Source organism: Rodentibacter caecimuris (assembly GCF_010587025.1).
Lineage (GTDB): Bacteria > Pseudomonadota > Gammaproteobacteria > Enterobacterales > Pasteurellaceae > Rodentibacter > Rodentibacter caecimuris.
Window position 1 is genome coordinate 1,845,001 of the sequence record NZ_CP040863.1, and the last position, 26,886, is coordinate 1,871,886.

Here is a 26,886-nt window from a genome sequence, read left to right on the forward strand (position 1 = left end):
ATAGCCGCTTTTTTATACCTTAAATTTACCTTTTTAAAGGTTCAAGGAGCATTTTTATGAAAATTGTAATTACCGGCGGACAGGGATTCCTCGGGCAACGCTTGGCAAAAACATTACTCAATCAAACAAAGATTAATGTTGATGAACTTACTCTAATCGATGTGGTGCAACCTGTCGCCCCGAATAATGATCCGCGCGTAAAATGCGTTGAAATGGATCTTCGCAGTCCTAACGGGTTAGCGGAAATTATTACGGCTGAAACGGATGCCGTTTTTCATCTTGCGGCGATTGTAAGTAGTCATGCGGAACAAGATCCTGATCTCGGTTATGAAATTAATTTCTTGGCAACCAAAAATTTGCTTGAAATTTGTCGCCAACATAACCCTAAAGTACGTTTTGTTTTTTCCAGTTCGCTTGCCGTATTCGGCGGTGAATTGCCCGCCGTCATTGAAAACCATACTGCCGTTACCCCTCAATCTACCTATGGTACACAAAAAGCAATGAGTGAATTACTCATTAATGACTATACAAGAAAAGGTTTTGTTGATGGGTTGTGTGTTCGCTTACCAACCATTTGTATTCGCCCGGGAAAACCGAATAAAGCGGCGTCTTCTTTTGTGAGTAGCATTATTCGAGAACCACTGCACGGCGAGCAGGCGGTTTGTCCGGTATCGGAAGATTTGCGACTTTGGTTATCCAGCCCGAATACAATTGTTGAGAACTTGATTCATACATTAACGTTACCGTCATTACCATTACGTAGTTGGCATGTCATTAATCTTCCGGGTTTCACGGTAAGTGTTAAACAAATGCTTGCCGATTTAGCGGGCATAAAAGGCGAGGGGATTTTAGAAAATATCAAATTTGAGTTTGATCAAAATATTAACAATATCGTGGCAAGTTGGCCGGCTGAAATTAATTGTTCACAAGCTTTAGAACTGGGATTTTCGGTTGATCAGAATTTTAAAGACGTGATTCATCAATTTATCCGATTTGATATGTGACCTATTAATAATAAGGAGTAGCTATGCTTGGACTACCTACGCCAATTATTGGCTTAATTATTGCTGTATTCGTTCTTGTTGTTTTAGTGTTAAGAACACGTGTTCATGCTTTTATTGCGATGTTGATTGCCTCGTCTATTGCTGGTTTAATCGGTGGAATGAGCGTTAATGATACCCTCGCTGCGATCACCAAAGGTTTTGGCGGAACGTTAGGGGGAATTGGGATTGTGATCGGTCTCGGTGTCATGATGGGAAGTGTGTTGGAAGTGTCGGGTGCGGCTGAAAAAATGGCATTTAGCTTCATTAAATTTCTGGGTAAAAAGAAAGAAGAATGGGCACTGGCGATTACCGGTTATATTGTGAGTATTCCTATTTTTGTGGATTCGGCTTTTGTTATTTTATATCCCGTTGCTAAAGCGTTGGCGAAAAACGGAAAACGCTCGTTACTGACACTGGGTGTTGCCCTTGCCGGTGGTTTAGTGGTGACTCACCATACTGTGCCGCCAACACCGGGGCCGTTAGGCGTTGCAGGTTTGTTCGGGGTGGATATCGGCGCAATGTTGCTTGTTGGTATGTCATTTGCCGTATTGCCGGTGATTGGTATGGTTTTATATGCGAAATGGTTAGATAAAAAATATCCGACTTTCAATCAAGAATCCTTTTCTACGGAAGAATTAAAACAAAAATATGATGATTATATTGAGAAACACGAGAAGAAAAATCTGCCAAGCTTAGGGCTATCGTTACTCCCAATCGTGCTACCCATTCTACTCATTTTTATTAAAGCGATTCTTGATTTAGTGATTAAGGGTAGTCCGGCAATTGCAGAGCTGCAAATCTACCATTTCTTTGCTTTTATTGGACACCCGATGATTGCCTTAGCGTTAAGTGTCTTAATTTCCGTTTACACCTTACTGCCTAAAGTCGATAAAAATACGACCGCACTTCACCTTGAAGAAGGGGTAAAAACGGCTGGCATTATTTTATTGGTGACCGGTGCCGGTGGCGCATTAGGTGCGGTATTGCGCGATAGCGGCGCAGGCAAACAATTAGCGGAACAAATTGCGAGTCTCCCAATCTCGCCTATTTTAATTCCTTTTATTGTATCTACGCTTGTCCGTTTTATTCAGGGGTCGGGTACGGTAGCGATGATCACCGCAGCATCAATTTCCGCTCCGATTTTAGCGCAAATTCCGGGCGTGAATATGTTGCTTGCGGCTCAAGCTGCAACCATGGGATCGCTTTTCTTCGGCTACTTTAACGATAGTTTATTCTGGGTGGTTAACCGAATGATGGGGATCAACGATGTGAAGAAACAAATGATCGTTTGGTCTGTCCCTACTACAATTGCGTGGGCAATCGGGGGAAGCCTGGTGATTCTTGCGAATTTGATTTGGGGGAATGACGGTTCGATAACGGATTTAATTTTCCCATTAGGAATCTTAGCGTTAATCATGGGCTACGTTCGGATTCAGAGTAAGCAGCTATAACGGATAACGTATTGAGTGAGAGATGATGTCGTTCCTCTCACTCAATATGAAAAAGTTCATCGTTACAAGTAAAAATTGGCCTAAACAAACTATGCCGTCATTATGATGGGGACAGTAGTTTGCTTTATGTATGAAGGAGAGATTGATATGTTCAAAAGAATACGCATTGGTATCGCTTTATTTTTATGCTCTCTCCTGTTTGGGCTCAAGAAGATAGCCCCAAATCAGGAAAACCGATACAGGCTGAAATTACCTCATTAGGTCAAAGGGTGACGGGGATTGTGTTGGAATATGAAGATAATGTTCTGGCAAGTAGTGATTTGAGATATTCGTACCAAGTTTTTACCCAACTAGCAGAAAAAGAAAAGCACCCTCGTTCCATTATTCGTGCCTACGTCAATGATTTGCCGAAAAAAACGGTGCAAGCCAAATCAGGTAAATTTGTGATTCTTGAATTAGATGATAGAGAGGCTAATGCGGCTTTATATTCGTTGCAACCGGATAATCAACAACCGATGAAATTTCAGGCAAAAGATCAGACAGGCAACATTGTTGAAATTGAGAAAGTGCAGGGAATAAAGGTTCCCCAATATTACGGCGAAAAGTTAGTTTATCAAATTGACCAAACCGGCTATATAAAACTCTCCAATGGGAAAACCCTTGAACGAAATTCAGTCTCTTTGAATACTGAAAAAGATCATATTAAAACTTTATTTATTGATGATTTTTCCGAACAAGTGGTGATGTTTAATGAAAATAATTCCTTGAAATATCGCTTTTATCGTCCTGATTTAAGGGGAAATAAAAAATATCCTCTCACCATTTTCTTACACGGTTCCGGTCAAGTCGGTACGGATAATTTAGCTCATCTTGTTTCAAATAAAGGCGCCATTTCGACACTACAATATGAAGAAGGATTTGTACTCGCCCCTCAATACAGTACGGTTTTTGATCCTTTTGACGATAAAGCTAAAGGGCAACAAGGCGGTATTCACTGGCAAACTCAGAATCGAGCAAATTTAGTATTGAAGATGATCGATGATGTGGTACAGCACAATCCTGCGATTGATAAAGATCGGATTTATTTAGTGGGATTATCGCGTGGCGCGGAAGGCGTGCTAAATCTTTTACTAAAACGACCGCACTTTTTTGCCGGCGCATTATTGGCAAGTGGAAGAGAAGCCTATACAACGGAATGGATTGATGGAAATGCCAATAAAGAAAATTTAGCTTCAATTAAAAATGTGCCTATGTGGTTTTTCCACAGTAAGGAAGACCGAATCTCTCCGGTCAAAGGATCTCGTATTAATTATGAAATCTTACATCATCAACTTCATGCGCCCTATGTGAGATACACCGAGTTCAGCACGGAAAAAGCAGGTGATAATGGCATCATTAATCATAATCCGCACAATACTTGGGAGGTTGTTTTTAATAGCCCTGAAGTAATGCGATGGTTATTACAACAACGTCGTGTAATGGGCAAAAATGAAAATTAATAGGGGAATGATGTAAATTTATCACCCCTCAACCTCAAAACAGTTGTCAATTTCCCCAAATTGCTATATTTTTAGCAAGTCGTTAAAAATCAAAGATATTTGTATCACCCAATGTTGTAACTCACTATCCAGATAGGAATGCTTATGGCAGTTCAATCCGATTATCGTTATAGCCTTACGGTCAACGGCAACAGCCAATTTGATGTAGTCAGTTTTGTCCTGACCGAACATTTATCCTCACTATTTCGTGCCGAGCTGGCGTTAGCTGGTTTTGATAACGCCCCTGCTTTCGCCGAGATTTTAAACCACCCCGCCACCTTAACCTTTTGGCAAGATGACACACCGATTCGTTATCTTAACGGTATCGTCACCGGTTTCAAACAACAAGAAAGCGGTTTTTCCCGCACCCGTTATCAGATGGTGATTGAACCCGCCTTATCCCGTGCCAATCTACAAGCGGATTTGCGTATTTTCCAACAGCAAGACAGCCAACAGATTATCGAAACCCTGTTGCGTAAAAATCAGGTAACCCAACATCAGTTTCATTTTTCCGATGCCTACTGGACGCGGGAGTATTGTGTGCAATACCGGGAAACCGATTTAGCCTTTATTGAACGCTTAGCGGCAGAAGAAGGCACGTACTATTATTTTGAACATACCGCCGACCATCATATTTTACATTTCTCCAACAGTAGCGGACTTGCCGAATCCAAAGGGCAGCTATTGTATAACGCTATGCCGGCAGGCGAGCGGCCTGAGGCGGCAGTGTGGCATTGGGCTTATGAAGAAAAGTTAGCGGGGACACAGCAAACCCTACGGGATTATACCTTTACCCACCCGCGCTATCACCAAGAGCACCAAGCCGTTCGCAACACCCCAAACATTTTTGGCGAACACCGTGACGCACAATATGAGAGTTACGATTATCCGGGGCGTTATAAGCGGGATGCACAGGGCAAGCCGTTCACCCGATACCGCTTGGAATACCTTCAACGTGAGGCTGAGCTTGCCACCGCCAAAAGTGACGATTTACGGGTAATACCGGGCTATTGTTTCACTTTGACGGGCCATCGTCGGGCCCACTACAATCGAGATTGGCTGGTTGTGGGAGTCACCCATCGCGGTTGGCAGAGTGGCGTATTGGAAGAAGAGAGCGGCGAGCAAGGTAATCGTTATGAAAACGACATCAAACTAATACCGCAGGGACGACAATGGCGTCCTACTCCCCAACCCAAACCGCGCGTGGACGGACTTCAGGTGGCGCATGTGGTGGGGCCGGCAGAGGAAGAGATTTACTGTGACGAATGGGGGCGGGTGAAAGTCCAGTTCCCGTGGGACAGACAGGGCAATAATGACGAACACAGCTCTTGTTGGATACGGGTGAGCCAAGGCTGGGCGGGGGCGCAGTTTGGCAGTATAGCGATTCCGCGTATCGGGCATGAGGTATTGGTCGGTTTCTTGGAAGGGGACCCGGACCAACCGATTATTACCGGGCGCACCTATCACGGCACCACCGAGCCGCCTTATCCGCTACCGACCCATAAAACCCGCATGACGATTAAATCCAAAACCCACAAAGGGGAGGGGTTTAACGAATTACGTTTCGATGATGAAAAAGAGCAAGAAGAAATCTTTATTCATGCGCAAAAAAACCAAAACAATGTGGTGAATCATGACGAAACCACCAAAGTCGGGCGCAATCGCAGCGAAAAAGTCGGACGCCATGAAAAAATCACCGTCGGAAAAAACCGCTCGCAAACCATCAAGCAAAATGAACTGCTTACGGTAGGCTTTAACCGAATGACCAACATCGCCATGAACGAGTTACATAATGTGGGGATGATGCGCAGTCTGAATGTGTTGCTCAGCCAAAAAGAAATGGTCGGTCAGGACTGCGATTTAACGGTGGGCAAGGATTACCGCATTGATGTGGGCAATAATACCCATTTCAGCACCGCCCAATTACTAACGATGATAAGCCAAAATATGCACGTCACCGGTAAAGATGAAATTCGCTTGGACAGCAAAGGCGGTCAGATTCATCTGAATGAAAAGGGCATTACCTTAAAAGGCATTGTCACCATTGAAGGCCAGCTGACGGTGAAAGGCGAGGCGATGGCGGGCGGCCGCTCGGTGGAGGGAGAATGTATCGCCTGTAAGCAAGCGGCGGCAGTCGGGCGACCGGTCAACCCGATTTTGGGGATTAAACTGCTGACCAATGAAGTGGATTTTGCCTTACCTGGGCTGTTACCGCTCACATGGCGTCGGTCATATTACTCGGATATTCCGGCAGGCGAGATGGGTAACTGGTTAGGGCAAGGTTGGCGGGTGAACGGCAGCCAATGGATAGAAGGGCGGTTACAGTCGGTCGCGTTAGATAACCCGTTGGACACTCCATTGAACGACGGACAAGAAACGCCGCCGAAATCGACCGCACTTGAATCCTTTTACTACCTTGACGAACAGGGACGGGAAATTCCGTTACCGCGCGAGATTGACGGCACACCGATATTTATTCAAGCCGAACAGATTTGGGTGCACTATATCGGGACGGAGACGATTGAAATTGCCAATACGACAAAATCGGTGCGCATGACATTTCGCTGCTCGCCCCCGCAAACCGCCCGACAGAGGCAAGACGGACAAACGTCCATCCGCTATTTCACCTTACAGACAATTCAAGACAACCACGGCAACCGCCAGCAGTTCTTGTACGGACAAGGATTATACGGACAACCGCCTCTGCCTTATGCGGTAACAGACGGCAACGGACGGGTCTTTGCGTTACAGTTTAAGCACATGGACGCGACAACGGCGACAGCCTCTCCGATAGCGGCAATGGCAAGTGCGACTATCACCCCTGAAACGGCCGAGTGCTCACCACTGTGGCGGCTGACTGATATTTACTTATTACCCCAACCCTTTTCAGCAGTCAATCTCACCCAATTACAGGAAACTTTACAAAAACACACCGCACTTTCTGAGGTATCAGAGGTATCAAGTGATACCCAGCTTGGCAAAAAATTAGTCGCTTACCGCTACAACGCCGAAGGGGATTTAATTGAAGTAAAAGACGGCTTAGGCTATGCAGTACGCAAATTCGCCTATCGCAATCACCTGATGATTGCCCATGAAGATGCCGCAGGCTTAGTTTCCACCTATGAATATGACCACTATCGCCCAAGCGGTAAGGTAATACGTAATAGCACCAACCTCGGCGAGCGTTGGGAATTTGCCTATTTCCCAAGCTATACGCAAGTGACCGACGTGTTGGGGCGAACGGAGGAATATCATTTTGACGAACATCGAGAACTTATCAAATTCGTCGCGGCAAACGGACAGGCAACCCTGCAAGAGAGAGACAAATTAGGCCGGGTGTTAAGTCAAACCGACCCTTCCGGACAAACCCGCTATTTTGAATACAACCCGCAAGGACAAATGACCAAACTTACCCGTCCGGATAATGTGATGTTGTATTTTATGTATGACAACAACGGACGGCTCACCGGACAAACCGACGCACTTGGCAGTATGACGCGTTACCGTTATGACGAACGCGGCAATCTGGTTGAACGCCTTGATGCGTTAAAACAGACCACCGCCTATGTCTACACCGACAAGGGACAGTTAAGTCAAATAACCGACCCGCTGGGCAACAACACGTGCTTTACCTACGATGATAACGCTCAATTAGCCCGGCTCACCGACTGTTCGGGCAATCCAACCCGATTTAGCTATAACGAATGGGGGCAGCTCAGCGCACAAGCCGATACACTCGGTCACACCACAAGCTATGATTACAACGACCGTCAACAACTGATTGCGATGATATTACCGAACCAAAGCCGCACCACCTATCGCTACGATAATGCAGGGCGCATGGCTGCGGTCATCGACCCACAAGGCAATAAAACCGCCTACCAATACCGGGCAGACGGCTTACTCAGTATAAAAACCAATGCCCAAGGTCACCGTTTCCAATATCATTACGACCTAGCAGGCAGATTAGTGGGACTGACTAACGAAAACCAGGCCGCCTACCGTTTTGTGTATGACGAATCGGACAGGGTGATTTGGGAAAAAGGCTTTGATGATAAGCTCACGCAATATGAATACGACGAACAAGGGCGACTGACCACCCAAAGGGAGTACGGTACTAGCGAAACCAGCATACTGACAATGCCGAAAAAGCCAAATCAGACCGCTGTCCGTGAAACCGCCTTTCATTACGACCGTCAGGGAAGGCTCACTAAACAACAAATCAAACAGGGCCAGCAACAGCACACCACCCACTACCGCTATGATGCTAACGGTCGCTTGACGGACATAGACAACGGCGAAAGCCGGCTGACTTATCGTTATGATGCGCTAGGGCGTTTAGTGGAAGAAACCGGCACCCACCCAATACTCGACAACCGCCCGAGCAAGATAGGGTATCACTATGACGCCAATGGCAACCGCATCAAAACCGGCTTACCGAGCGGGGATGACATCCATTATTTTTACTACGGCACAGGGCACTTATCGGGCATTAAGCTCAATCACCAACTTATCAGCGAAATTACCCGCGATAAGCGCCACCGGGAAATCACCCGCACACAAGGGAGAATAACCGGCGAATATCAATATAACCCGTTAGGGCAATTAACCAAACAACAAGCCGGACTAACGGAGAGTACCGCCATTCGCACCCTAGCGCGAACCTTTACTTATGACCCAAGCGGAAACTTACAACAAAGCGACACCCGCTTGTTTACCGGCGGGCAATTTGAGCACAGCCAAACCACCTATCAATATGACCCGTTAGGACGTATTGAACACGCACACACCGAAGGAAACGGCAGTGTACCCCATGATGAACGGTTTCGTTTTGACCCGGCACATAATCTGATTGAGCACGACAACCAAATAATCAAAAACAACCGAATTAGCCACTATGCCGGCGTGGGTTTTACTTACGATAGCTTAGGCAACACCCTAGCAACCACCTATGACAAAGACAATCGGGTCAGTTACCGCTACGACTTACACGACCGTTTGATAGGTGCCGAGATTAGCACCCGCTATCGAAAAGAACGTTGGGTTTATTATTATGATGCCGTTGGCAGACGGATAGCCAAAGCGAAATTAAACAAACAGGGCGAACCGGAAATCCATACCGTGTTCGTCTGGGACGGTAGCCACTTAGTGCAGGAAATTCAAAAAGGTAAAAACGCGCAAGAAAACGACCGCACTTTTACCTATATCTACACACACCCGGACAGCTACGAACCGCTGGCGCAATGTATCGGACGGAAAGACGAAAACGACAATCGGATTGACCACGAGATAAACTACTTCCATTGCGACCAAATCGGTATACCAAGGGAGATGACGGACAGCCAAGGCAAACTGATTTGGCGAGGACGCTATGATGCTTGGGGCGGCTTACACTATGACCGCCACTTAGCCCAACAAAATCAAGGCCACCAACCGTTCCGCTTACAAAACCAATACTCTGATGAAGAAACGGGGTTGCATTATAACTTCCTGCGCTACTACGACCCGATAATGGGGCGGTTTACCACACAAGACCCGATAGGGTTACAGGGTGGGATGAATCTTTATCAATTTGCGCCTAATGTACAGGCATGGATTGATGTTTCAGGGGCAGTTGCACAAATAGCTGCAGGATGTGCTGCCGGAGCATTGGGAGGACCTTTGGGTTGTGCTGCGGGGCGGGTGCTTCAGTATTATTAAGTTTTTTTGCCGTAGGCGCAGTCAGCTCACTTTTAACTTCGGATACTTGTAGCAAATGCGAGGAAGAAAAGCGGAAAAAATGCAATGGACAGAAAGAAATCAGAATGAGGCATTTTACGAATTCCAGAGGCATAGCGGGGATTCAAGAAACTAATATGATTATTCCAAGTGATCAGAATAAAGTTTTTGCAGTTCCAGCTAAAGGAAAACCAATGAGCTCAGTCGATTTTGAAGAGGCTTTTGGACTAAAACCTGGACGGGCGAGCCGGTATGTAGATTTTGATACTTGCCCAGGAGAATTCATTCCTAGAAAAAACTCAAGAAATAGTAAAGTTATAGAATATACCCATGATGGACCAATCAGCCTTCAAGAGCGTAATCCAGCGTATTATAAAAATTTTTAAGGATATTAAAATGAAAAAATTAACAGAAAAAGATATTTTGAAAATATATTTATTATTGGATAAATTAAATGAAATATTTCACGATGAATGCAGAACAAGAGACCTCAAAATAATCTCTAGTTTTGCGGAAAATTATTACCCTACAATACATAATCTTTATTATGAGACCGTTTGGAATGCATTAACAATAGACCAAAGAAAAAAGATATTAGGAGAGGATTTCATAGAAGGTATATATGATTTGGATCACTTTATATCTAAAGAAAATAAAATTAATGAAAAAGATTTATTTATGCTCAGAGATACTTTGTAGATATAAATAAGGATAATGTCTGAAAGTATTTAAAAACTTGAATAATAAAATAAATGATAAAAAATAACCGCCTCAGCCACTATGCCGGGGCGGTTTTGCTTACGACACCTTGGGTAACACTATAGAAACCCATGACGACGAGGAAAATCGTATCAGTTACCGCAACGACTTACACGAGTCTGGTGGGGGCCGAGATTACCACTCGCTACCGAAAAGAACGCAGGGTCTATTATTATGATGCTCTTGGCAGACGGCTAGCCAAAGCGAGACTAAACAAACAAGGCGAGCCTGAAATCCAAACCATGTTTGTCTGGGACGGTAGCCACTTAGTGCAAGAAATTCAAAAAGGTAAAAACTCGCAAGAAACCGACCGCACTTTTACCTATATCTACACACACCCGGACAGCTACGAGCCGCTGGCGCAATGTATTGACCGCAGGGATGAACAGGACAACCGGATTGAACACGAGATAAACTACTTCCACTGCGACCAAATCGGCATGCCAAGGGAGATGACGGACAGCCAAGGCAAACTGATTTGGCGCGGACGCTATGATGCTTGGGGCGGCTTACACTATGACCGCCATCTCGCCCAACAAAACCAAGGCCACCAACAGTTCCGTTTACAGAATCAATACATTGACCAAGAAACGGGATTACATTATAACTTCCTACGCTATTATGAACCGATGATGGGACGGTTTATCACACAAGACCCGATTGGGCTTGCGGGAGGGAATAACCTGTATCGATTTGAGGGGACGGTGCAGAATCAAATCGATCCGTTGGGGTTATTCGTACAAGCTATTGTTTTTGCACCAGAGCTTATAGCGTTAGGAAAAGCGGCACTTGTGACGTTAGGTATTTTTGGCGTCGGAGTTGTAGCAGAGGAAGCAATGAAAAATAGAGAGCAGACAAGCTCTGAAACTAAGGCTGAAAATACATCTAAATGTAATAAGCCTAAATGCCCTGATGATGTGTATAAACAATTAACTGAAAAAGTAGAAAAAGCAAAAGTCTACTCATCTAGTTTAAAGAAATGTTTAGATTCTATGTCAAACGATGAATTGCAACTTAGAATTAATGCAGCAAATATGGAACTTGATGCCAGAATGGAAAGAGAAAATAGGTGTTGGGATGGTGGTGATGCAGGGCATAAGGAACAGATGAATGATATTCAAAATAGAATAAAAAGATGTAGAGGGTATATGAAATAATGAAATTTTTAAAGTATAAAGATTTCCCACAAGAAATAGTTATTTATCCAAGAGAATATGTCTTTATGACTAGACCAGAGGATATTTCTGAATACGATTACCTGAATGGTTTAAAAAAGAATGATATTATTGATTTTTCTGCTTTTAGGTTGACATCAAGTGATATTAGCTTGGGGTTTGTTTCTTATTTATTTCCAATACTACAAAGAAAATGGCAAAGTTCTTATTGTGAGTTAATAGATGATAGAATTGATGAGTTGTTTTTGAAGTTAGCGTATCAAGATACCTTTGAAAAGTATCTTGTTATGATTGATGAAGAAGATAAAAAATCTTTGTTGGATTGGCTTTGTTATTTACTAAAATATGAAAAAGAAAAACCATTTGTATATGGAAATATAGATGAAATTAATAGTTTTATTGATTATTTAGATAAATATTAAAGACGTTGAATAGCTGTTTAAATAACAATGCAAAAAGATGTCAAAATAATCACTATCGCTTACTTCGTCAGTCTTGTATTAGGGGCGTTCAATTTACTAATAATTGCCAGTGTTTTTGGAATATAGGTAGCAAAAAATATGAGAGCATCAGTATTTTGGAGTGATCGATCCTACTCGAAAAGAACGTTGGGTTTATTATTATGACGCACTTGGCTGACGGATAGCCAAAGCGAAATTAAACAAACAGAGTGAGCCTGAAATCCACATCACATTCGTCTGGGACGGCAGCCACTTAGTGCAAGAAATTCAAAAAGGTAAAAACTCGCAAGAAAACGACCGCACTTTTACCTATATCTACCGCCACCCGAACAGCTACGAGCCGCTGGCGCAATGTATTGACCGCAGGGATGAACAGGGCAACCGAATTGAGCACGAGATAAACTACTTCCACTGCGACCAAATCGGTATACCAAGGGAGATGACGGACAGCCAAGGCAAACTGATTTGGTGCGGACGCTATGATGCTTGGGGCGGCTTACACTATGACCGCCGCTTAGCACAAGAAAACCAAGGGCACCAACCGTTCCGCTTACAGAACCAATACCTTGACCAAGAGACGGGGTTACATTATAACTTCCTACGCTACTATGAACCGATGACAGGGCGGTTTATCACCCAAGACCCGATTGGGCTTGCGGGAGGGAATAACCTGTATCGATTTGAGGGGACGGTGCAGAATCAAATCGATCCGTTGGGATTATTTGCGCCGGCACTTACACCGGCAGTCCCTTGGATTTTAGAAGGATTAGCCTATGTAGGAACTGCTGTGGCGGGCATTCTTATTGCGGCAGGTATCATGGATGCGAAGGAAGAGCATGATAAGGCTCAATCTTCTGCTCAAACCAAATCGGAAAATACCTCTAAATGTGATAAGAAGCAGTGTCCGCCTTGTAAACCTTATCCTGTTGGGACGATCGGGTATCAAGGACCTAAGAAGTCAGTACATGGAATGCATGGGACTCGAAATGGAACAGGGGAAATGCATTATATTTTATTTGAGGTTCAGCAAAACCCGCCTCACAAGGACTGTACTTGTCGATGGCAAGAAAGTAAAAAAATTGCAGGGCATCATTATATGTATCAACCTAATATTTTCTTAACAGTTAATTTAAATGGACGAGAAAGACCTCCTTCTTATCCATAATATAATAAGGGTATAAAGATGTATAAAATTGATTATTTTGAAATTTTTAGTGATATTTTATTCATAAAGGATAGATTTTTTGTTATCCCAGAGCTATGTAAGTGGCTAGAATGGGATGATGAAATATTTATAAATCATATTAGAAAGTATGTATCTAGTAATTATCATACTGATTCTTACAATTCCTCATATTTATATCCTACAAGTATGGATTTATTTAACGAATTAAAAAAATATAATTATTTCTCTATATTTTCAGGAATCCCTTCTAACTCAAGGGTACCTTTATATAATGACTTTTATCAAGATGAAATATATAAAGAAGTAGTAGATAATCTTATTTTTCTGGGTTGGAATCCAAGATGTTATATTGGTTCTGCTATAACAGATGGGTATTATCCGATTTTGTTATCAAATAAAAATGCTGAATACCATTTTATCAATGGAGAAAAGCTTACTGTTAATGAGTATGGGCTTATTTCAACTAAAAATGAGTCAGATCAGTTGTGTGAAATAAACAATAATCTTATTGATTATAACGAAGGAGATCTATTTTATTCGACGCAAGTATATGTGGATAAAAATACTTTTGAATATATGAAAAATAAACTTGCATCAGTTAAAAGTATTCCATAATGGAGTATATTTCTCGATGTGTACTGCTAACATTTTGGTAATGTTCATGCTTGTTAGTTCATAAAAATATTCTGAAACCAATCACATGTTCACTTGCATTTGCTGTGAGCCAGACAGCTACGAGCCGCTGGCGCAATGTATCGGACGGAAAGACGAAAACGACAATCGGATTGACCACGAGATAAACTACTTCCACTGCGACCAAATCGGCATGCCAAGGGAAATGACGGACAGCCAAGGCAAACTGATTTGGCGTGGGAGATATGATGCGTGGGGCGGCTTACACTATGACCGCCACTTAGCCCAACAAAATCAAGGCCACCAACCGTTCCGCTTACAAAACCAATACTCTGATGAAGAAACGGGGTTACATTATAACTTCCTACGTTATTATGAACCGATGACGGGGCGGTTTATGACACAAGACCCGATTGGGTTACAGGGAGGAGAGAATTTTTATCGGTTTGCGCCTAATGTGCAGGCATGGGTTGATCCGTTGGGGTTACGTGGAAACTCTATTAGAACTAACCACAATAGAAATATTAATAATACATATTCAGGGGGAGCAGTAAATAGAGCGAAAGTTATATATAAACAACACCAAAATATTGGACGTTTACCTCCTATACCAACTCAAATAAAAGGAGGAACTGTGCCATTAACGAGAACGGATTCACCTCAAATTGAGGTAGTCGAATATATTGGGGGAGAAATTAAGGATAAACTTATTGATTTTGCAAATTTATCTCCAACAACAGGAGTCGCTATATTTCCACAGAATAAAGGTATAGGAGTATGTGAAAAGGCAAAATATGAATGTATATTACAAAAGAGAATGGACGATAGATATTGTCCTGCGAAAGAATTCTTGGGGGTGGAAGGATGCTATTCTGAAGAGTCTTTTTATTCAGAAAGTAAATATCACTTTGTACCAATGGGAACTAGTGTTGAATGTAAGGAGTTTAAATAAATGTATAAGATTTTATTTTATATTGGTTTAGCTTTTATTGTGCTCTCTTTATTTATGTATTCCATGGATAAAAAGAATAAAATTTTATCTGACTCCAAGATAACAAAAATCGAAAATGTTAGAATTGAAGGAGATAAGTTAATTTATAAAATAGAAAATAACTCTCTCCCATATAAGGATAAATTATATTTTAGTTTATCTGATCACATCAATAGTCTAGAAAATATGGCTAGTCAAGGTAATGTTATCGCTCAAGCTGAATTAGGCTATATATATTATGTGGGGAAAGATATTCCTGTAAATTATGAGAAAGCCGAATATTGGCTCAAGAAATCAGCTGATGGAGATTTATTGGTAAATCATCAATCAAAAAATTTATTAGCGGTACTCTATGAAGATAAAGGAGATATAAATTCTGCTATTTTTTGGTATAAAAAGGCTGCAGAGAATGGTTTCATTGATTCTCAAATAAATTTAGGACTACTTTATGAAAAACAAGAACAATTAGAGGAAGCAAGAAAATGGTATGAAGTCGCTGCTAATTTGGGTAGTGGCAGTGGAATGTATTATTTAGGGCTAATTCTCTATAAAATAGATAATGAAAATGTTAATAAGGTAATTGAGCTATTATTAAAATCAGAAAATAGCAATGTATTACCATTAAAAGACAAAAAAGAAATAGAATATTCTTTAGGCTGGTTATATTTAAATGATAATAAAATAAAGAGTATCAATAAGGCAATTAAATTATTTGAATCCTCAGCTCAAAAAGGATTCCTTGAATCTCAATTTATACTAGGAGAAATTTATGAAACAAATAATCAAGTTAAAGATTTACAAAAAAGTCAATATTGGTATTCTGAAGCAGCTAAACAAGGTGATAAAGAAGCAATGGAGAAAATAAAATTGAATACTCTCTCTAATACCAATGCAAGATGAAAAAACCGCCTACCAATACAGGGCAGACGGCTTACTCTGTATAAAAACCAATGCCCAAGGTCACCGTTTCCAATATCATTACGACCTAGCAGGCAGATTAGTGGGACTGACTAACGAAAACCAGGCCGCCTACCGTTTTGTGTATGACGAATCGGACAGGGTGATTTGGGAAAAAGGCTTTGATGATAAGCTCACGCAATATGAATACGACGAACAAGGGCGACTGACCACCCAAAGGGAGTACGGTACTAGCGAAACCAGCATACTGACAATGCCGAAAAAGCCAAATCAGACCGCTGTCCGTGAAACCGCCTTTCATTACGACCGTCAGGGAAGGCTCACTAAACAACAAATCAAACAGGGCCAGCAACAGCACACCACCCACTACCGCTATGATGCCAACGGTCGCTTGACGGACATAGACAACGGCGAAAGCCGGCTGACTTATCGTTATGATGCGCTAGGGCGTTTAGTGGAAGAAACCGGCACACACCAAATACTTGATAACGCCGCGACCAAGGTAAGTTATCAATATGACGCCAACGGCAACCGCATCAAAACCGGCTTACCGAGCGGGGATGACATCCATTATTTTTACTACGGCACAGGGCACTTATCGGGCATTAAGCTCAATCACCAACTTATCAGCGAAATTACCCGCGATAAGCGCCACCGGGAAATCACCCGCACACAAGGGAGAATAACCGGCGAATATCAATATAATCCATTGGGACAATTAACCAAACAACAAGCCGGACTAACGGAGAGTACCGCCATTCGCACCCTAGCGCGAACCTTTAGTTATGACCCAAGCGGAAACTTACAACAAAGCGACACCTGCTTGTTTACCGGCGGGCAATTTGAGCGCAGCCAAACCACCTATCAATATGACCCGTTAGGACGTATTGAACATGCGCACAGCCAAGGAAATGGCAAATCCCAATATCATGAACGATTTCGTTTTGACCCGGCACATAATCTGATTGAGCGTGACAACCAAGTGATAAAAAACAACCGCCTCAGCCACTATGGCGGCGTCGGTTTTACTTACGACAGCTTAGGTAACACCCTAGCAACCACCTACGACAAGGATAATCGCGTCAGTTACCGCTACGACTTACACGACCGTCTGATAGGTGCGGAGATTACCACCCGCTACCGAAAAGAAAGTTGGGTCTATTATTATGACGCTGTTGGCAGACGGATAGCCAAAGCGAAATTAAACAAACAAGGCGAGCCTGAAATCCACACCACATTCGTCTGGGACGGTAGCCACCTAGTGCAGGAAATTCAAAAAGGTAAAAACTCGCAAGAAACCGACCGCACTTTTACCTATATCTATCGTCATCCGAACAGCTACGAGCCGCTGGCGCAATGTATTGACCGCAGGGATGAACAGGGCAACCGAATTGAGCACGAGATAAACTACTTCCACTGCGACCAAATCGGCATACCAAGGGAGATGACGGACAGCCAAGGCAAACTGATTTGGCGCGGACGCTATGATGCTTGGGGCGGCTTACACTATGACCGCCGCTTAGCACAAGAAAACCAAGGGCACCAACCGTTCCGCTTACAGAACCAATACCTTGATCAAGAGACGGGGTTACATTATAACTTCCTCTGCCTGATTTAGTTTGTATGAGTATTAACACCAAAGTTCATTGACGAATAACTTAGTTGGTTATACCGTATATTTATCTTTTTCTATAAAAAACCAATATGCAACTTGATACGACTATTGCCCAAAAAATTGTGAAACGTGCGATGCAAATTATTCATTATTCCGTGAATGTAATGAATGATAATGGCGTGATTATTGCTTCAGGTAATCCTGAACGTTTATCGCAACGACATACCGGAGCGGTATTGGCGTTACGGGAAAATAGGGTAGTGGAAGTGGATCAACTCTTAGCCCAAAAATGGAATTTTGAAGCCCGGCCGGGGATTAATCTCCCCATTCATTATTTAGGAAAAGCGATAGGGGTGGTTGGGATTTCCGGTGATCCTACGCAGGTGAAACAATATGCGGAATTGGTAAAAATGACAGCGGAATTGATTGTGGAACAGCACGCATTATTGGAGCAAGAAAGATGGCGTCATCGCTATAAAGAAGAATTTATTTTGCAGTTGTTGCATGGTAATTTGAATTGGCAAGAAATTGAACAACAAGCTGAATTTTTTGCTTTTGATTTAACCAAATCTCGAGTGGTGATTTTGATTAAATTGTTATCCCCGAATCCTGATTCCTTACAGCATTTGATCAATTATTTAGATCAACCTGAATTTACGCAGGATGTGGCGATTTTATCGCTCGATCAAATTGTCGTGTTAAAAACACTGTCGATTTCAACCGCACTTTCTCAGCAAATAAAAGCGTTACTTCCGACAGATTACACAAAACATAATTATAAAATTGCAGTCGGTGCAAGTTTGAATGTGCCCTTATCCGAACAACTTCCCCTTTCTTTTCAAAGCGCCCAAAGTACATTGGCTTACGGTATGAAACATCATCCGAGAAAAAATATTTATCGCTTTGAGGAATATCGTTTACCGGTATTGTTGACCAGTTTATCCTCTTCTTGGCAAGGTCAGGAATTGTTAAAGCCGGTTGTCCCTTTATTTGCAGGGGAAAACGCCACGCTTTATAAAACGTTGCAACAATATTTTTTGGCAAATTGCGATCTTCATCTCACAGCCGAAAAACTATTTATTCACCCCAATACCCTGCGTTATCGGCTTGCTAAAATTGAACAATTAACTGGCTTATCTTTCAATAAGATAGATGATATGTTGAGTCTTTATTTGAGTACGATATTGGTTATAAATGGTAATAATGATTAAAAGTCGTAAACTTTTTAAGTTTCTAAGCGATGATAGCTTTTAGTCAAATAATAAATAAAAAAGAGCGATGAAATACTCATTACAATAATATTCACCCATTGCCACCCATTTGGAAAAGCCAATGTAAATCCCGCAAGAAAGGAAAATGTTAAGTTGCCGGAATAGGTGAATATTGAACTAATACTTTGCAATTTATGCTTAATGTCATGATTAATTTCATTAAGATAAAATGTTCCGTCACTAAACATTAATGCCCAACCTATACCGGAAAAAAATAGAGAAATAACATAACTATAATATGGGGATAATAGAAAAATACTTATTGAACCAAAAGTAAAACATAAACTACCAAATAAAATTAGGGTACCGGTTTTAATTTTTTCAATTAAAAATGGAATGAATAGGGCAGGTACATACATACCAATAAAATGTAATTGTAATGCAAATACATTTTGTGACACAGGATAGTGATTATTATGCATTGATAATGGTGCAGAATTCATCATTAAAGTCATTAATGAAAATCCAATAGTACAACTTAGTGTTCCAATAATAAAATTTCTGGAACGATATATCTGCTCTTTATTTAGTAAACTTATAGATTTAGGTAGTGAAGACTCTTTTTCAATAAAAACAAAAAATTGGCTAACAATCAATAGGGAAAATATTATGATAATAAAAATAAAATTACCCATTAGATCATGATTTGAAATGAAATTAACGCCTTTCCCTGCCAGAAAAGGGCCTAATATTCCTCCAAGAATGCCGGAACCAATAACTAATGAGGTTGATCTTTTCTTCCATATTTCATTACTAAAAATCTCTGCTGCCGCAAATCTATAAAATTGGTTAAATATCGTCGCATTACCAAGAATAAATGTTGAAAATAGAAAAAGCACAAAGTGCTGATAATATAATGCAACTATTGCCAAAATTGCACCCAAAATACCAATGAAACCGCTTATGATAAATGCTCTTCTTCGACCGTATTTTTTCATTAATAAACTTGCATAATAAATCATACAAAATGAACCTAGAACCGTCATTGTCATAGGAAGGGTTATCAGTATTTCTGTTGGCGCTAGAGATTTACCCACAAGAGCAGAGGTTAATGTCAGTAAAGAAATTACCGTTCCGCTTAAACCTTGACCCAAACAAAGTGCTATTAAAGTAATATATTTTTTCATAAATATACCCCTAATTTATTTTTGACTATCAATTATTCTAGTTCATATGATTGAGCTTTATTTTGATGAATGATAGAAGAGTTTATTAGAAAGTTTATTCTAGTTAAGAAAATTACAAAAAACCAACAAAATAAAAACAATCATTCAAGAGCGGAAAAACTTTATTTTAAAACTGTGATCATTCTCACATCACTGAAAAACTATTTATTCATCCCAATACCCTATGTTATCGACTTGCTAAGATTGAACAAATAATAGATTTATCTTTCAATAAGATAGATGATGTATTGGACTTTATTTAGGTACATTGGTAGAACATTGATTTGTTCAAAATCACAAAATGAGGTAGGTTTAACCGCACTTTTTTGTTGATATGAATAAAGCAATTTTTTGTTAAACGGGAAATAATCTTTCATATCTGATTATTTGAGAGGAGAGAAATTATGACAACCGTATCTGCTTTAGGGGCATTGGTGGCGTTGGTCGTTGCCATTTTCCTAATTTTGAAAAAAGTATCGCCTGCTTATGGGATGTTAGTCGGGGCATTAGTGGGGGGCTTGGTTGGCGGTGTGGATTTATCACAAACCGTGAGCTTAATGATCGGCGGTGCACAAGGGATTACGACTGCCGTGATGCGTATTTTAGCCGCCGGTGTGCTAGCCGGCGTGTTGATTGAATCCGGTGCGGCAAATTCCATTGCGGAAAGTATCACGAATAAGCTTGGTGAAACCCGTGCGTTATTGGCGTTGGCATTAGCCACGATGATCTTAACCGCAGTAGGAGTATTTGTGGATGTGGCAGTAATTACCGTTTCGCCGATAGCCTTAGCTTTGGCGCGTCGCACCGATTTATCCAAGGCGGCAATTTTATTAGCGATGATTGGCGGAGGGAAAGCGGGCAATATTATGTCGCCAAATCCGAATGCCATTGCGGCGTCGGATACTTTTCATTTGCCGCTGACTTCCGTGATGATGGCTGGTGTTATTCCGGCAATATTTGGTTTAATGCTCACTTATTTCTTGGCAAAACGACTAATCAATAAAGGCTCCAAAGTGACGGATAAAGAAGTAGTGATGGTTGAAAGTCAAAATTTACCTTCATTTTTAACCGCACTTGTTGCCCCGTTAGTAGCGATTTTATTACTTGCCCTTCGTCCCTTATTTGATATTAAAGTAGATCCGCTTATCGCCTTACCGCTAGGCGGCTTAATCGGTGCGCTTTGTATGGGCAAATTGCGCCAAGCAAACTGCTATGCTATCAGTGGTTTGGGAAAAATGGCACCGGTGGCGATTATGTTGCTTGGCACTGGGGCATTAGCAGGCATTATCGCCAATTCCGGTTTAAAAGATGTATTAATTCAAGGTTTGGAGCATTCCGGTTTGCCGTCCTATATTCTTGCACCGATTTCAGGGGCGTTAATGTCTCTTGCTACCGCTTCCACTACCGCGGGTACGGCAGTTGCCTCTAATGTATTCAGCAGCACCTTATTGGAACTTGGTGTGAGCAGCCTCGCCGGTGCAGCGATGATTCACGCAGGGGCGACGGTGTTTGATCATATGCCTCATGGTTCTTTCTTCCACGCCACCGGTGGTAGCGTGAATATGGAGATAAAAGAACGTTTAAAATTGATTCCTTACGAAAGTGCGGTCGGTTTGGTGATGACCCTTATTTCTACCTTAATTTTCGGTGTCTTTAACCTATTCTAATCAAGGAGTACAAAAATGAAAATTGTGATAGCCCCTGATTCTTTTAAAGAAAGTTTAACCGCACTTGAAGTGGCAACCGCCATTGAAACAGGCTTTAAACGAGTTTTTCCTGCTGTGGAATATGTGAAATTACCTATGGCGGATGGCGGCGAAGGGACAGTGCAATCCTTAGTGGATGCAACCCAAGGTAACATCGTGGAATGTGAAGTTACCGCCCCCTTGGGGGAAAAAATCAACAGTTTCTTTGGGTTATCCGGTGATGGTAAAACCGCAATTATCGAAATGGCAGCGGCTTCGGGATTACATTTGGTTTCAGCGGAAAAACGTAATCCGTTACTTACCACCAGTTACGGCACGGGTGAATTAATCAAACAAGCCCTTGAGCTTGGTGTGGAAAAACTCATTCTTGGCATTGGCGGTAGTGCGACTAATGACGGTGGCGTGGGAATGTTGCAGGCACTAGGCATACAATTTCTAGATATTCAAGGCAATCAAATTGGCTTTGGTGGGGCAGAGTTAGCGAAGATCGAAAAAATTGATTTTCAAAAATTGGACGCACGCTTACAAAATATACAGATTGAAGTGGCTTGCGATGTGAATAATCCTCTTTGTGGCGAGCGTGGCGCCTCTGCTATTTTCGGTCCGCAAAAAGGGGCGACAGCGGAGATGGTACAACAACTTGATTGCGCATTAGCCCATTTTGCGAAAATTGCCAAACGGGATGGTGGTAAGGATATTGCAGAGCTGGCAGGTGCAGGAGCGGCAGGTGGCATGGGCGGCGGATTGTTGTTATTGCCAAATGTGCAACTTAAAGCCGGCGTACAAATTGTATTAGAGAATTTACGGCTTGCCGATTACGTGCAAGATGCCGATTATGTTATTACCGGCGAAGGGCGAATGGATGCGCAAAGTATTATGGGCAAAACCCCTATTGGCGTGGCACGGACGGCGAAACAATTCAACAAACCGGTGATTGCCATTGTCGGCTGTTTGCGTGAAGACTACGATGTGGTTTATGCCCACGGTATTGACGCGGTTTTCCCGATTATCCGCCAGTTAGGTGAGTTGTCCGAGGTTCTCAAACAAGGCGAACAGAACTTAATTTCTGCCGCGCAGAATGTAGCGAGATTGTTGGCGTTGAAGTAAGCGGTTAAACGACATGATGTAGCAAATGCACAATTAAAAAAAATGTAAGGACGCCACGTTAGCGTCCGTAAAAATTAAATGATTTTAAAAGGTTGTATGGAGGACGCCGGCGTGGCGTCCCTACCTATGAGATAAAATTTAAGTTTGTGCAACGGCTACATAATAGAGCGGTTAAACAAAAGTGCGGTGATTTTTAACCGCACTTTTTCGTTTATCCCCTTGGGTGAAATCGTTCATGCAAGCGTTTTAACCGCTCTTTTGCAACATGTGTGTAGATTTGTGTGGTGGATAAATCGCTATGCCCCAGTAGCATTTGCACCACGCGTAAATCCGCACCATGATTGACTAAATGGGTGGCGAAAGCGTGGCGGAGTACGTGGGGTGAGAGTGCGTCCGCATCAATCTCGGCAAGCACGGCATAATGTTTAATACGATGCCAGAAAGTTTGGCGGGTCATTTGTTGTGCCCGTTGGCTAGGGAACACAATATCGGAACTTTGTCCGTTTAATAAAACGGGGCGGGCATAAAGAACAAATTGGCGAACCCAATATGCCGCTTCTTCCCCCATCGGGACAATACGTTCTTTGTTTCCTTTGCCGATGACCCGCACAACCCCTTGTTGTACGCTCATATTTTCAATGGTGAGCGACACCAATTCCGTTACACGCAAACCTGTGGCGTAAAGCAATTCCAACATCGCTTTATCGCGCAATTCTAAAGGGATTTCCACATTCGGCGTATTGAGTAAGTCGGTAACTTGTTGTTCGCTTAAATATTTTGGCAGACGGCTTGGTAATTTGGGTGAGCTTAATATTGCGCTCGGATCATCCGCACGATATTTTTCACGGTATAAATACTGGAATAATTTTCGCATGGCACTTAATAGCCGTGCAGTACTGGTCGCTTTATAGCCTTGCTCGACCCGTTCCCCGAGGAAATGCTGTAAATCCACTGCATCTAAGGTTTCAAGGGAAAGATGATGTTGATCCAACCAATGACAAAGTGCGGTCAGATCCAACCGATAAGATTGCAGGGTATTTTCAGAAAGCCCTTTTTCAATCCAGTATTCGTTGAGGAAGAGCTCCACCAATGACAAATTATTCATAATTTCCTTCGTATTTATCTTCACGCCTTTGTTGGAACGGAATGCCGCCTAATTTTGTTTGACCAAAAATGCCTCTAATTTTCGTGGTATCACTAAGAGCGAGAGCGCCGCTATAACGCTCATTAATAAGAACGTCATGGTTGGCGAAATCGGATAGATTAAGCCGGAGAGAGCCGAAAACAGTGCAATAAGTGCGCCATTTGATAAGCCGTTATACAGCCCTTGCAATTTTGCAATGTGGTTTTGTGGTTGTGTGGTGATATAACGCACAATCGCATAATGGCAAGCGGCATAAGTGAGGCTATGCGCCAGTTGGAGCGGTAAAATTTGCCAAAAAGTATCGGCGTAAGCCAAGCCTGCCCAACGTAAAATAGATACGATTGCGGAAAGAAAGAAAATCAGACTGACCGCCCAATTTTGGAATAACCGGCGTGAAAAGAAGAACAATAAAATTTCCGCTAATACGCCTATCCCCCAAAGCAGACTGGTTTGAGAAACGGAAATACCGATGCTTGTCCAATAAATGGTACTGTACACATAATAGGCAGCGTGGGAGCTTTGAATCAGCCCTACTCCAATCATCACCCGTAACGTGGTTGAATTTTTGAGTAATGTCAAAAAGCCGATTTGAGTCGGCGTACTGTCTATTAGCGTTTCATCTTTTGGCGGAATGGTTGGTTTGAGTAGCTGAATTAGGGTATAAAACAGCAAAAGTGCGGTCAAAATCCATACGATATTTTGTTCTCCGACCCAGTCTATCATGCCGCCAAAGACAACTACGCCCAGAATGAAAGCGGCAGAGCCGATTAAGCGTACTTTGCCGTAATCCAAACCGATTTGGCGTTGCCAAGTGGACGCTAACGAATCGCCAATCGGCATACCGGCGGAATTGACCATAGCAAAAAGTCCAATCGCAAAAAACAGTAACCAAAAATTATCGGCAACTAAACTCATGGTAGCCATAATCAGGGCGGAACATAAAGCCAATAATCGCAGGGAATTGATAATGTGATCGGCTTTTTTGATTAACGAAGAGAAAAATAATCCGCCGATAAAACGGAAAATATAGGCACTACCGATCACAAGCCCGATCATTTCTTCGCCGTATTGTTGTGATTTCAACCAAGCAGGAAAGAACGGCAAAAATACGCCATAAGCACAGTAGTAGCCGAGAAAGCTCAGTGCGAGCCAGTAAAAAGGACGAACTTGCATTAGAATAAGGTTTCCATTTCTTGTGAGCGTGCAACACAGGCGTGCATTGCTTCCGCTATGGTTTGATTAAATTGCCGCGTATTGAACACCTCCAACGCAGCAGCAGTAGTGCCGCCTTTTGATGTGACATTTTCTCTTAACGTGGCAAGCGTAATCTGTGGGTTTTCCATCACCATTTTAGCCGCGCCAAGCATAGATTGCTGCACCAGTTGGCGGGCGGTGTTTGCATCTATATTCATTTCGATCAAAGCCTGTTGCATTGCTTCTAACATTAAAAAGAAATAGGCGGGGCTACTGCCGGATGCGGCGGTTACGGCGTGCATTTGGCTTTCGTCTTCAATCCAAACGGTTTTTCCCACTGCCGCCAATAATCGTTCCGCCAAAGTGCGGTCGATTTCAGCGGTATTTTTTGAGGCAAACAGCCCTGCCATTCCCTCACCCACTAATGCCGGCGTGTTTGGCATTACCCGCACAATGGATTTTGCACTAGGAATCAAGGCTTGCAAGCGGGCAGTGGAAATACCTGCGGCAATAGAAATGAATAATTTATCGGAAAAATCAACCGCACTTAGCGACTGACAAACCTCCGCCATCATTTGCGGTTTAACGGCAAGTAAGACAATATCGGCGCGAGAGGCGCTTTCTTCATTATTTTCTGCCGTTTGCACGCCTAGTTTGGTAAAGCTTTCCCGTTTTTCCCGATTAGGATCGTTCACAATAATTTGTGTTGCCGGATACCCTTGTTTTAACAACCCCAACACAATAGCCTGTGCCATATTACCACCACCGATAAAGGCGATTAATTTTTGCTGCATCATTTTTTCCTGTCAGTTTATGGGCTACAATGACGCCCATTTTACCTGATTATGAAGGAAGTGTACGATGTGGTTTAAAAATTTAATGACATATAGAATCACAAAGCCCTTAGAATGGGATCTCGAACAATTACAAACACAGCTTGAATCTTGCCGATTTCATCCTTGCGGTGCACAAGATCAAAGTAAGTTCGGTTGGGGACAGCCGTTGCGCGGATCGGATTTATTATATTTTTTCTCTACTAAACAGATTTTATTGGTGGCAAAAAAGGAAGAAAAAATCTTACCGGCAAATGTGGTAAAACGTGAGTTGGATGAGCGTATTGAAAGTGTGGAACAAAAAGAAAACCGCAAACTGAAAAAAGTAGAAAAACAAACGTTAAAAGATGATGTGGTGATGAACCTGTTGCCACGGGCGTTCAGTAAAAATCAGCATACGGCGTTGTGGATTGATACGGAAAATCAACTTATTCATGTGGATGCCGCATCAAGCAAACGTGCGGAAGATGCATTGGCATTATTGCGAAAATCCCTTGGTTCTTTGCCTGTTGTTCCCTTGGCGTTTGCGCAGGAACCCAGTACGATTCTGACCCATTGGATCACGCAAGACAGCCTGCCGCACTGGCTTATCGCCCTTGAAGAAGCCGAGCTGCGCGGTAGCCAAGAGGACAGCGTGATTCGTTGCAAAAAACAACCCCTTGAAAACGAGGAAATCCTTGCGCTATTACAAGAAGGGAAAAAAGTGGTCAGCAAATTAGCCTTGGAATGGGAAGACACCCTCACTTTTGTGTTTAATGAAGATTGCACGATCAAACGCTTGAAATTTGCCGACAACGTACGCGAGAAAAATGAGGATATTTTAAAAGAAGATTTCGCCCAGCGATTTGATGCGGATTTTGTGTTAATGACAGGGATTATCGCCAAATTAACTGAAAATTTATTGGACGAGTTTGGCGGGGAGAAAGCCAGATTATAATGAAAAGTGCGGTTAAATTTGACCGCACTTTGTTTGATTT

Annotated in this window: 21 protein-coding genes and 2 pseudogenes; 19 read left to right on the forward strand and 4 right to left on the reverse strand. The window is 42.4% G+C overall.

From position 1 onward, the window contains the following. Positions 1–56: 56 nt before the first annotated feature. The 15 genes and pseudogenes from denD (at position 57) to FEE42_RS09160 (ending at position 18,699) form a co-directional block, all read left to right on the forward strand. Positions 57–1,004 (forward strand): D-erythronate dehydrogenase, encoded by a 948-nt coding sequence (gene denD / locus FEE42_RS09095; protein WP_164028279.1) that lies wholly within the window; start codon positions 57–59, stop codon positions 1,002–1,004. Between the two features lie 23 nt (positions 1,005–1,027). Beyond that, complete coding sequence (locus FEE42_RS09100; RefSeq protein ID WP_135969461.1) at positions 1,028–2,494, forward strand: GntT/GntP/DsdX family permease; 1,467 nt, start codon at positions 1,028–1,030, stop codon at positions 2,492–2,494. Positions 2,495–2,679: 185 nt separating this feature from the next. After that, positions 2,680–3,993: an alpha/beta hydrolase-fold protein gene (locus FEE42_RS09105; protein ID WP_164028281.1), complete on the forward strand. Its 1,314-nt coding sequence runs from the start codon at positions 2,680–2,682 to the stop codon at positions 3,991–3,993. Positions 3,994–4,137: 144 nt separating this feature from the next. Next, positions 4,138–6,108, forward strand: a pseudogene (locus FEE42_RS13040) (type VI secretion system Vgr family protein); the annotation flags it as partial. Then, on the forward strand, positions 6,109–9,732 hold the full coding sequence (locus tag FEE42_RS13045; RefSeq protein WP_418067224.1) for an RHS repeat-associated core domain-containing protein: 3,624 nt from the start codon (positions 6,109–6,111) through the stop codon (positions 9,730–9,732). Positions 9,733–9,836: 104 nt separating this feature from the next. Continuing rightward, on the forward strand, positions 9,837–10,136 hold the full coding sequence (locus FEE42_RS09115) for an HYD1 signature containing ADP-ribosyltransferase family protein (protein ID WP_164028284.1): 300 nt from the start codon (positions 9,837–9,839) through the stop codon (positions 10,134–10,136). A gap of 10 nt (positions 10,137–10,146) precedes the next feature. Then, positions 10,147–10,449, forward strand: coding sequence for a hypothetical protein (locus tag FEE42_RS09120; protein WP_206023149.1), 303 nt, complete (start codon positions 10,147–10,149; stop codon positions 10,447–10,449). A gap of 131 nt (positions 10,450–10,580) precedes the next feature. After that, complete coding sequence (locus tag FEE42_RS09125) at positions 10,581–11,666, forward strand: RHS repeat-associated core domain-containing protein (RefSeq protein ID WP_164028286.1); 1,086 nt, start codon at positions 10,581–10,583, stop codon at positions 11,664–11,666. After that, the gene (locus FEE42_RS09130; RefSeq protein WP_164028288.1) at positions 11,666–12,106 is read left to right on the forward strand and encodes a hypothetical protein; all 441 of its coding nucleotides are present in this window, start codon (positions 11,666–11,668) and stop codon (positions 12,104–12,106) included. The genes FEE42_RS09125 and FEE42_RS09130 overlap by 1 nt, the downstream gene beginning before the upstream one ends. A 295-nt stretch (positions 12,107–12,401) precedes the next feature. Next, positions 12,402–13,310 (forward strand): RHS repeat domain-containing protein, encoded by a 909-nt coding sequence (locus FEE42_RS09135; RefSeq protein WP_237184416.1) that lies wholly within the window; start codon positions 12,402–12,404, stop codon positions 13,308–13,310. Between the two features lie 18 nt (positions 13,311–13,328). Then, the gene (locus FEE42_RS09140; RefSeq protein ID WP_059365319.1) at positions 13,329–13,946 is read left to right on the forward strand and encodes a hypothetical protein; all 618 of its coding nucleotides are present in this window, start codon (positions 13,329–13,331) and stop codon (positions 13,944–13,946) included. A gap of 85 nt (positions 13,947–14,031) precedes the next feature. Next, positions 14,032–14,916, forward strand: coding sequence for an RHS repeat domain-containing protein (locus FEE42_RS09145; protein ID WP_135969666.1), 885 nt, complete (start codon positions 14,032–14,034; stop codon positions 14,914–14,916). Beyond that, entirely contained in the window at positions 14,917–15,855 is a 939-nt protein-coding gene (locus tag FEE42_RS09150) for a tetratricopeptide repeat protein (protein ID WP_135969667.1), read from the forward strand. Next, complete coding sequence (locus FEE42_RS09155) at positions 15,845–17,491, forward strand: RHS domain-containing protein (RefSeq protein ID WP_164028290.1); 1,647 nt, start codon at positions 15,845–15,847, stop codon at positions 17,489–17,491. The genes FEE42_RS09150 and FEE42_RS09155 overlap by 11 nt, the downstream gene beginning before the upstream one ends. A gap of 86 nt (positions 17,492–17,577) precedes the next feature. Next, positions 17,578–18,699 carry a CdaR family transcriptional regulator gene (locus FEE42_RS09160; protein WP_164028292.1) on the forward strand — a complete coding sequence of 374 codons (1,122 nt, stop codon included), beginning with the start codon at positions 17,578–17,580 and terminating at the stop codon, positions 18,697–18,699. A gap of 14 nt (positions 18,700–18,713) precedes the next feature. On the opposite strand, the gene FEE42_RS09165 is transcribed toward FEE42_RS09160, so the two are convergent. Continuing rightward, complete coding sequence (locus FEE42_RS09165) at positions 18,714–19,886, reverse strand: MFS transporter (RefSeq protein WP_164028294.1); 1,173 nt, start codon at positions 19,884–19,886, stop codon at positions 18,714–18,716. Positions 19,887–20,056: 170 nt separating this feature from the next. On the opposite strand from FEE42_RS09165, the pseudogene FEE42_RS09170 reads away from it, so the two are divergent. The 3 genes and pseudogenes from FEE42_RS09170 to FEE42_RS09180 all read left to right on the forward strand — a co-directional run. Next, positions 20,057–20,188, forward strand: a pseudogene (locus FEE42_RS09170) (helix-turn-helix domain-containing protein); the annotation flags it as partial. A 141-nt stretch (positions 20,189–20,329) separates the two neighbouring features. Beyond that, positions 20,330–21,592: a GntP family permease gene (locus FEE42_RS09175; protein ID WP_164028296.1), complete on the forward strand. Its 1,263-nt coding sequence runs from the start codon at positions 20,330–20,332 to the stop codon at positions 21,590–21,592. Positions 21,593–21,607: 15 nt separating this feature from the next. Further along, positions 21,608–22,738 (forward strand): glycerate kinase, encoded by a 1,131-nt coding sequence (locus tag FEE42_RS09180; RefSeq protein WP_164028298.1) that lies wholly within the window; start codon positions 21,608–21,610, stop codon positions 22,736–22,738. A gap of 211 nt (positions 22,739–22,949) precedes the next feature. Here the strand turns inward: FEE42_RS09180 and xerD are convergent, their stop codons facing one another. Genes xerD through proC form a run of 3 tightly spaced genes read right to left on the reverse strand, consistent with a single transcriptional unit; the run spans position 22,950 to position 25,870 of the window. After that, positions 22,950–23,843 (reverse strand): site-specific tyrosine recombinase XerD, encoded by an 894-nt coding sequence (xerD, locus tag FEE42_RS09185; protein ID WP_164028300.1) that lies wholly within the window; start codon positions 23,841–23,843, stop codon positions 22,950–22,952. 48 nt (positions 23,844–23,891) lie between these two features. Then, positions 23,892–25,055 carry a 3-phenylpropionate MFS transporter gene (locus tag FEE42_RS09190; protein ID WP_059368430.1) on the reverse strand — a complete coding sequence of 388 codons (1,164 nt, stop codon included), beginning with the start codon at positions 25,053–25,055 and terminating at the stop codon, positions 23,892–23,894. After that, positions 25,055–25,870, reverse strand: a complete 816-nt coding sequence (proC, locus tag FEE42_RS09195; RefSeq protein ID WP_059368425.1) for a pyrroline-5-carboxylate reductase — start codon at positions 25,868–25,870, stop codon at positions 25,055–25,057. The genes FEE42_RS09190 and proC overlap by 1 nt, the downstream gene beginning before the upstream one ends. A 67-nt stretch (positions 25,871–25,937) precedes the next feature. On the opposite strand from proC, the gene rdgC reads away from it, so the two are divergent. Continuing rightward, positions 25,938–26,846 (forward strand): recombination-associated protein RdgC, encoded by a 909-nt coding sequence (rdgC, locus tag FEE42_RS09200; RefSeq protein WP_164028302.1) that lies wholly within the window; start codon positions 25,938–25,940, stop codon positions 26,844–26,846. Positions 26,847–26,886: the final 40 nt, after the last annotated feature.

Bases quoted from the DNA above. Each gene is read 5' to 3' on its own strand.
- denD (WP_164028279.1), top strand. From the start codon at position 57: ATGAAAATTGTAATTACCGGCGGACAGGGATTCCTCGGGCAACGCTTG.
- FEE42_RS09100 (WP_135969461.1), top strand. From the start codon at position 1,028: ATGCTTGGACTACCTACGCCAATTATTGGCTTAATTATTGCTGTATTC.
- FEE42_RS09105 (WP_164028281.1), top strand. From the start codon at position 2,680: ATGCTCTCTCCTGTTTGGGCTCAAGAAGATAGCCCCAAATCAGGAAAA.
- FEE42_RS13045 (WP_418067224.1), top strand. From the start codon at position 6,109: ATGGCGGGCGGCCGCTCGGTGGAGGGAGAATGTATCGCCTGTAAGCAA.
- FEE42_RS09115 (WP_164028284.1), top strand. From the start codon at position 9,837: ATGAGGCATTTTACGAATTCCAGAGGCATAGCGGGGATTCAAGAAACT.
- FEE42_RS09120 (WP_206023149.1), top strand. From the start codon at position 10,147: ATGAAAAAATTAACAGAAAAAGATATTTTGAAAATATATTTATTATTG.
- FEE42_RS09125 (WP_164028286.1), top strand. From the start codon at position 10,581: ATGACGACGAGGAAAATCGTATCAGTTACCGCAACGACTTACACGAGT.
- FEE42_RS09130 (WP_164028288.1), top strand. From the start codon at position 11,666: ATGAAATTTTTAAAGTATAAAGATTTCCCACAAGAAATAGTTATTTAT.
- FEE42_RS09140 (WP_059365319.1), top strand. From the start codon at position 13,329: ATGTATAAAATTGATTATTTTGAAATTTTTAGTGATATTTTATTCATA.
- FEE42_RS09145 (WP_135969666.1), top strand. From the start codon at position 14,032: ATGTTCACTTGCATTTGCTGTGAGCCAGACAGCTACGAGCCGCTGGCG.
- FEE42_RS09150 (WP_135969667.1), top strand. From the start codon at position 14,917: ATGTATAAGATTTTATTTTATATTGGTTTAGCTTTTATTGTGCTCTCT.
- FEE42_RS09155 (WP_164028290.1), top strand. From the start codon at position 15,845: ATGCAAGATGAAAAAACCGCCTACCAATACAGGGCAGACGGCTTACTC.
- FEE42_RS09160 (WP_164028292.1), top strand. From the start codon at position 17,578: ATGCAACTTGATACGACTATTGCCCAAAAAATTGTGAAACGTGCGATG.
- FEE42_RS09165 (WP_164028294.1), bottom strand. From the start codon at position 19,886: ATGAAAAAATATATTACTTTAATAGCACTTTGTTTGGGTCAAGGTTTA.
- FEE42_RS09175 (WP_164028296.1), top strand. From the start codon at position 20,330: ATGACAACCGTATCTGCTTTAGGGGCATTGGTGGCGTTGGTCGTTGCC.
- FEE42_RS09180 (WP_164028298.1), top strand. From the start codon at position 21,608: ATGAAAATTGTGATAGCCCCTGATTCTTTTAAAGAAAGTTTAACCGCA.
- xerD (WP_164028300.1), bottom strand. From the start codon at position 23,843: ATGAATAATTTGTCATTGGTGGAGCTCTTCCTCAACGAATACTGGATT.
- FEE42_RS09190 (WP_059368430.1), bottom strand. From the start codon at position 25,055: ATGCAAGTTCGTCCTTTTTACTGGCTCGCACTGAGCTTTCTCGGCTAC.
- proC (WP_059368425.1), bottom strand. From the start codon at position 25,870: ATGCAGCAAAAATTAATCGCCTTTATCGGTGGTGGTAATATGGCACAG.
- rdgC (WP_164028302.1), top strand. From the start codon at position 25,938: ATGTGGTTTAAAAATTTAATGACATATAGAATCACAAAGCCCTTAGAA.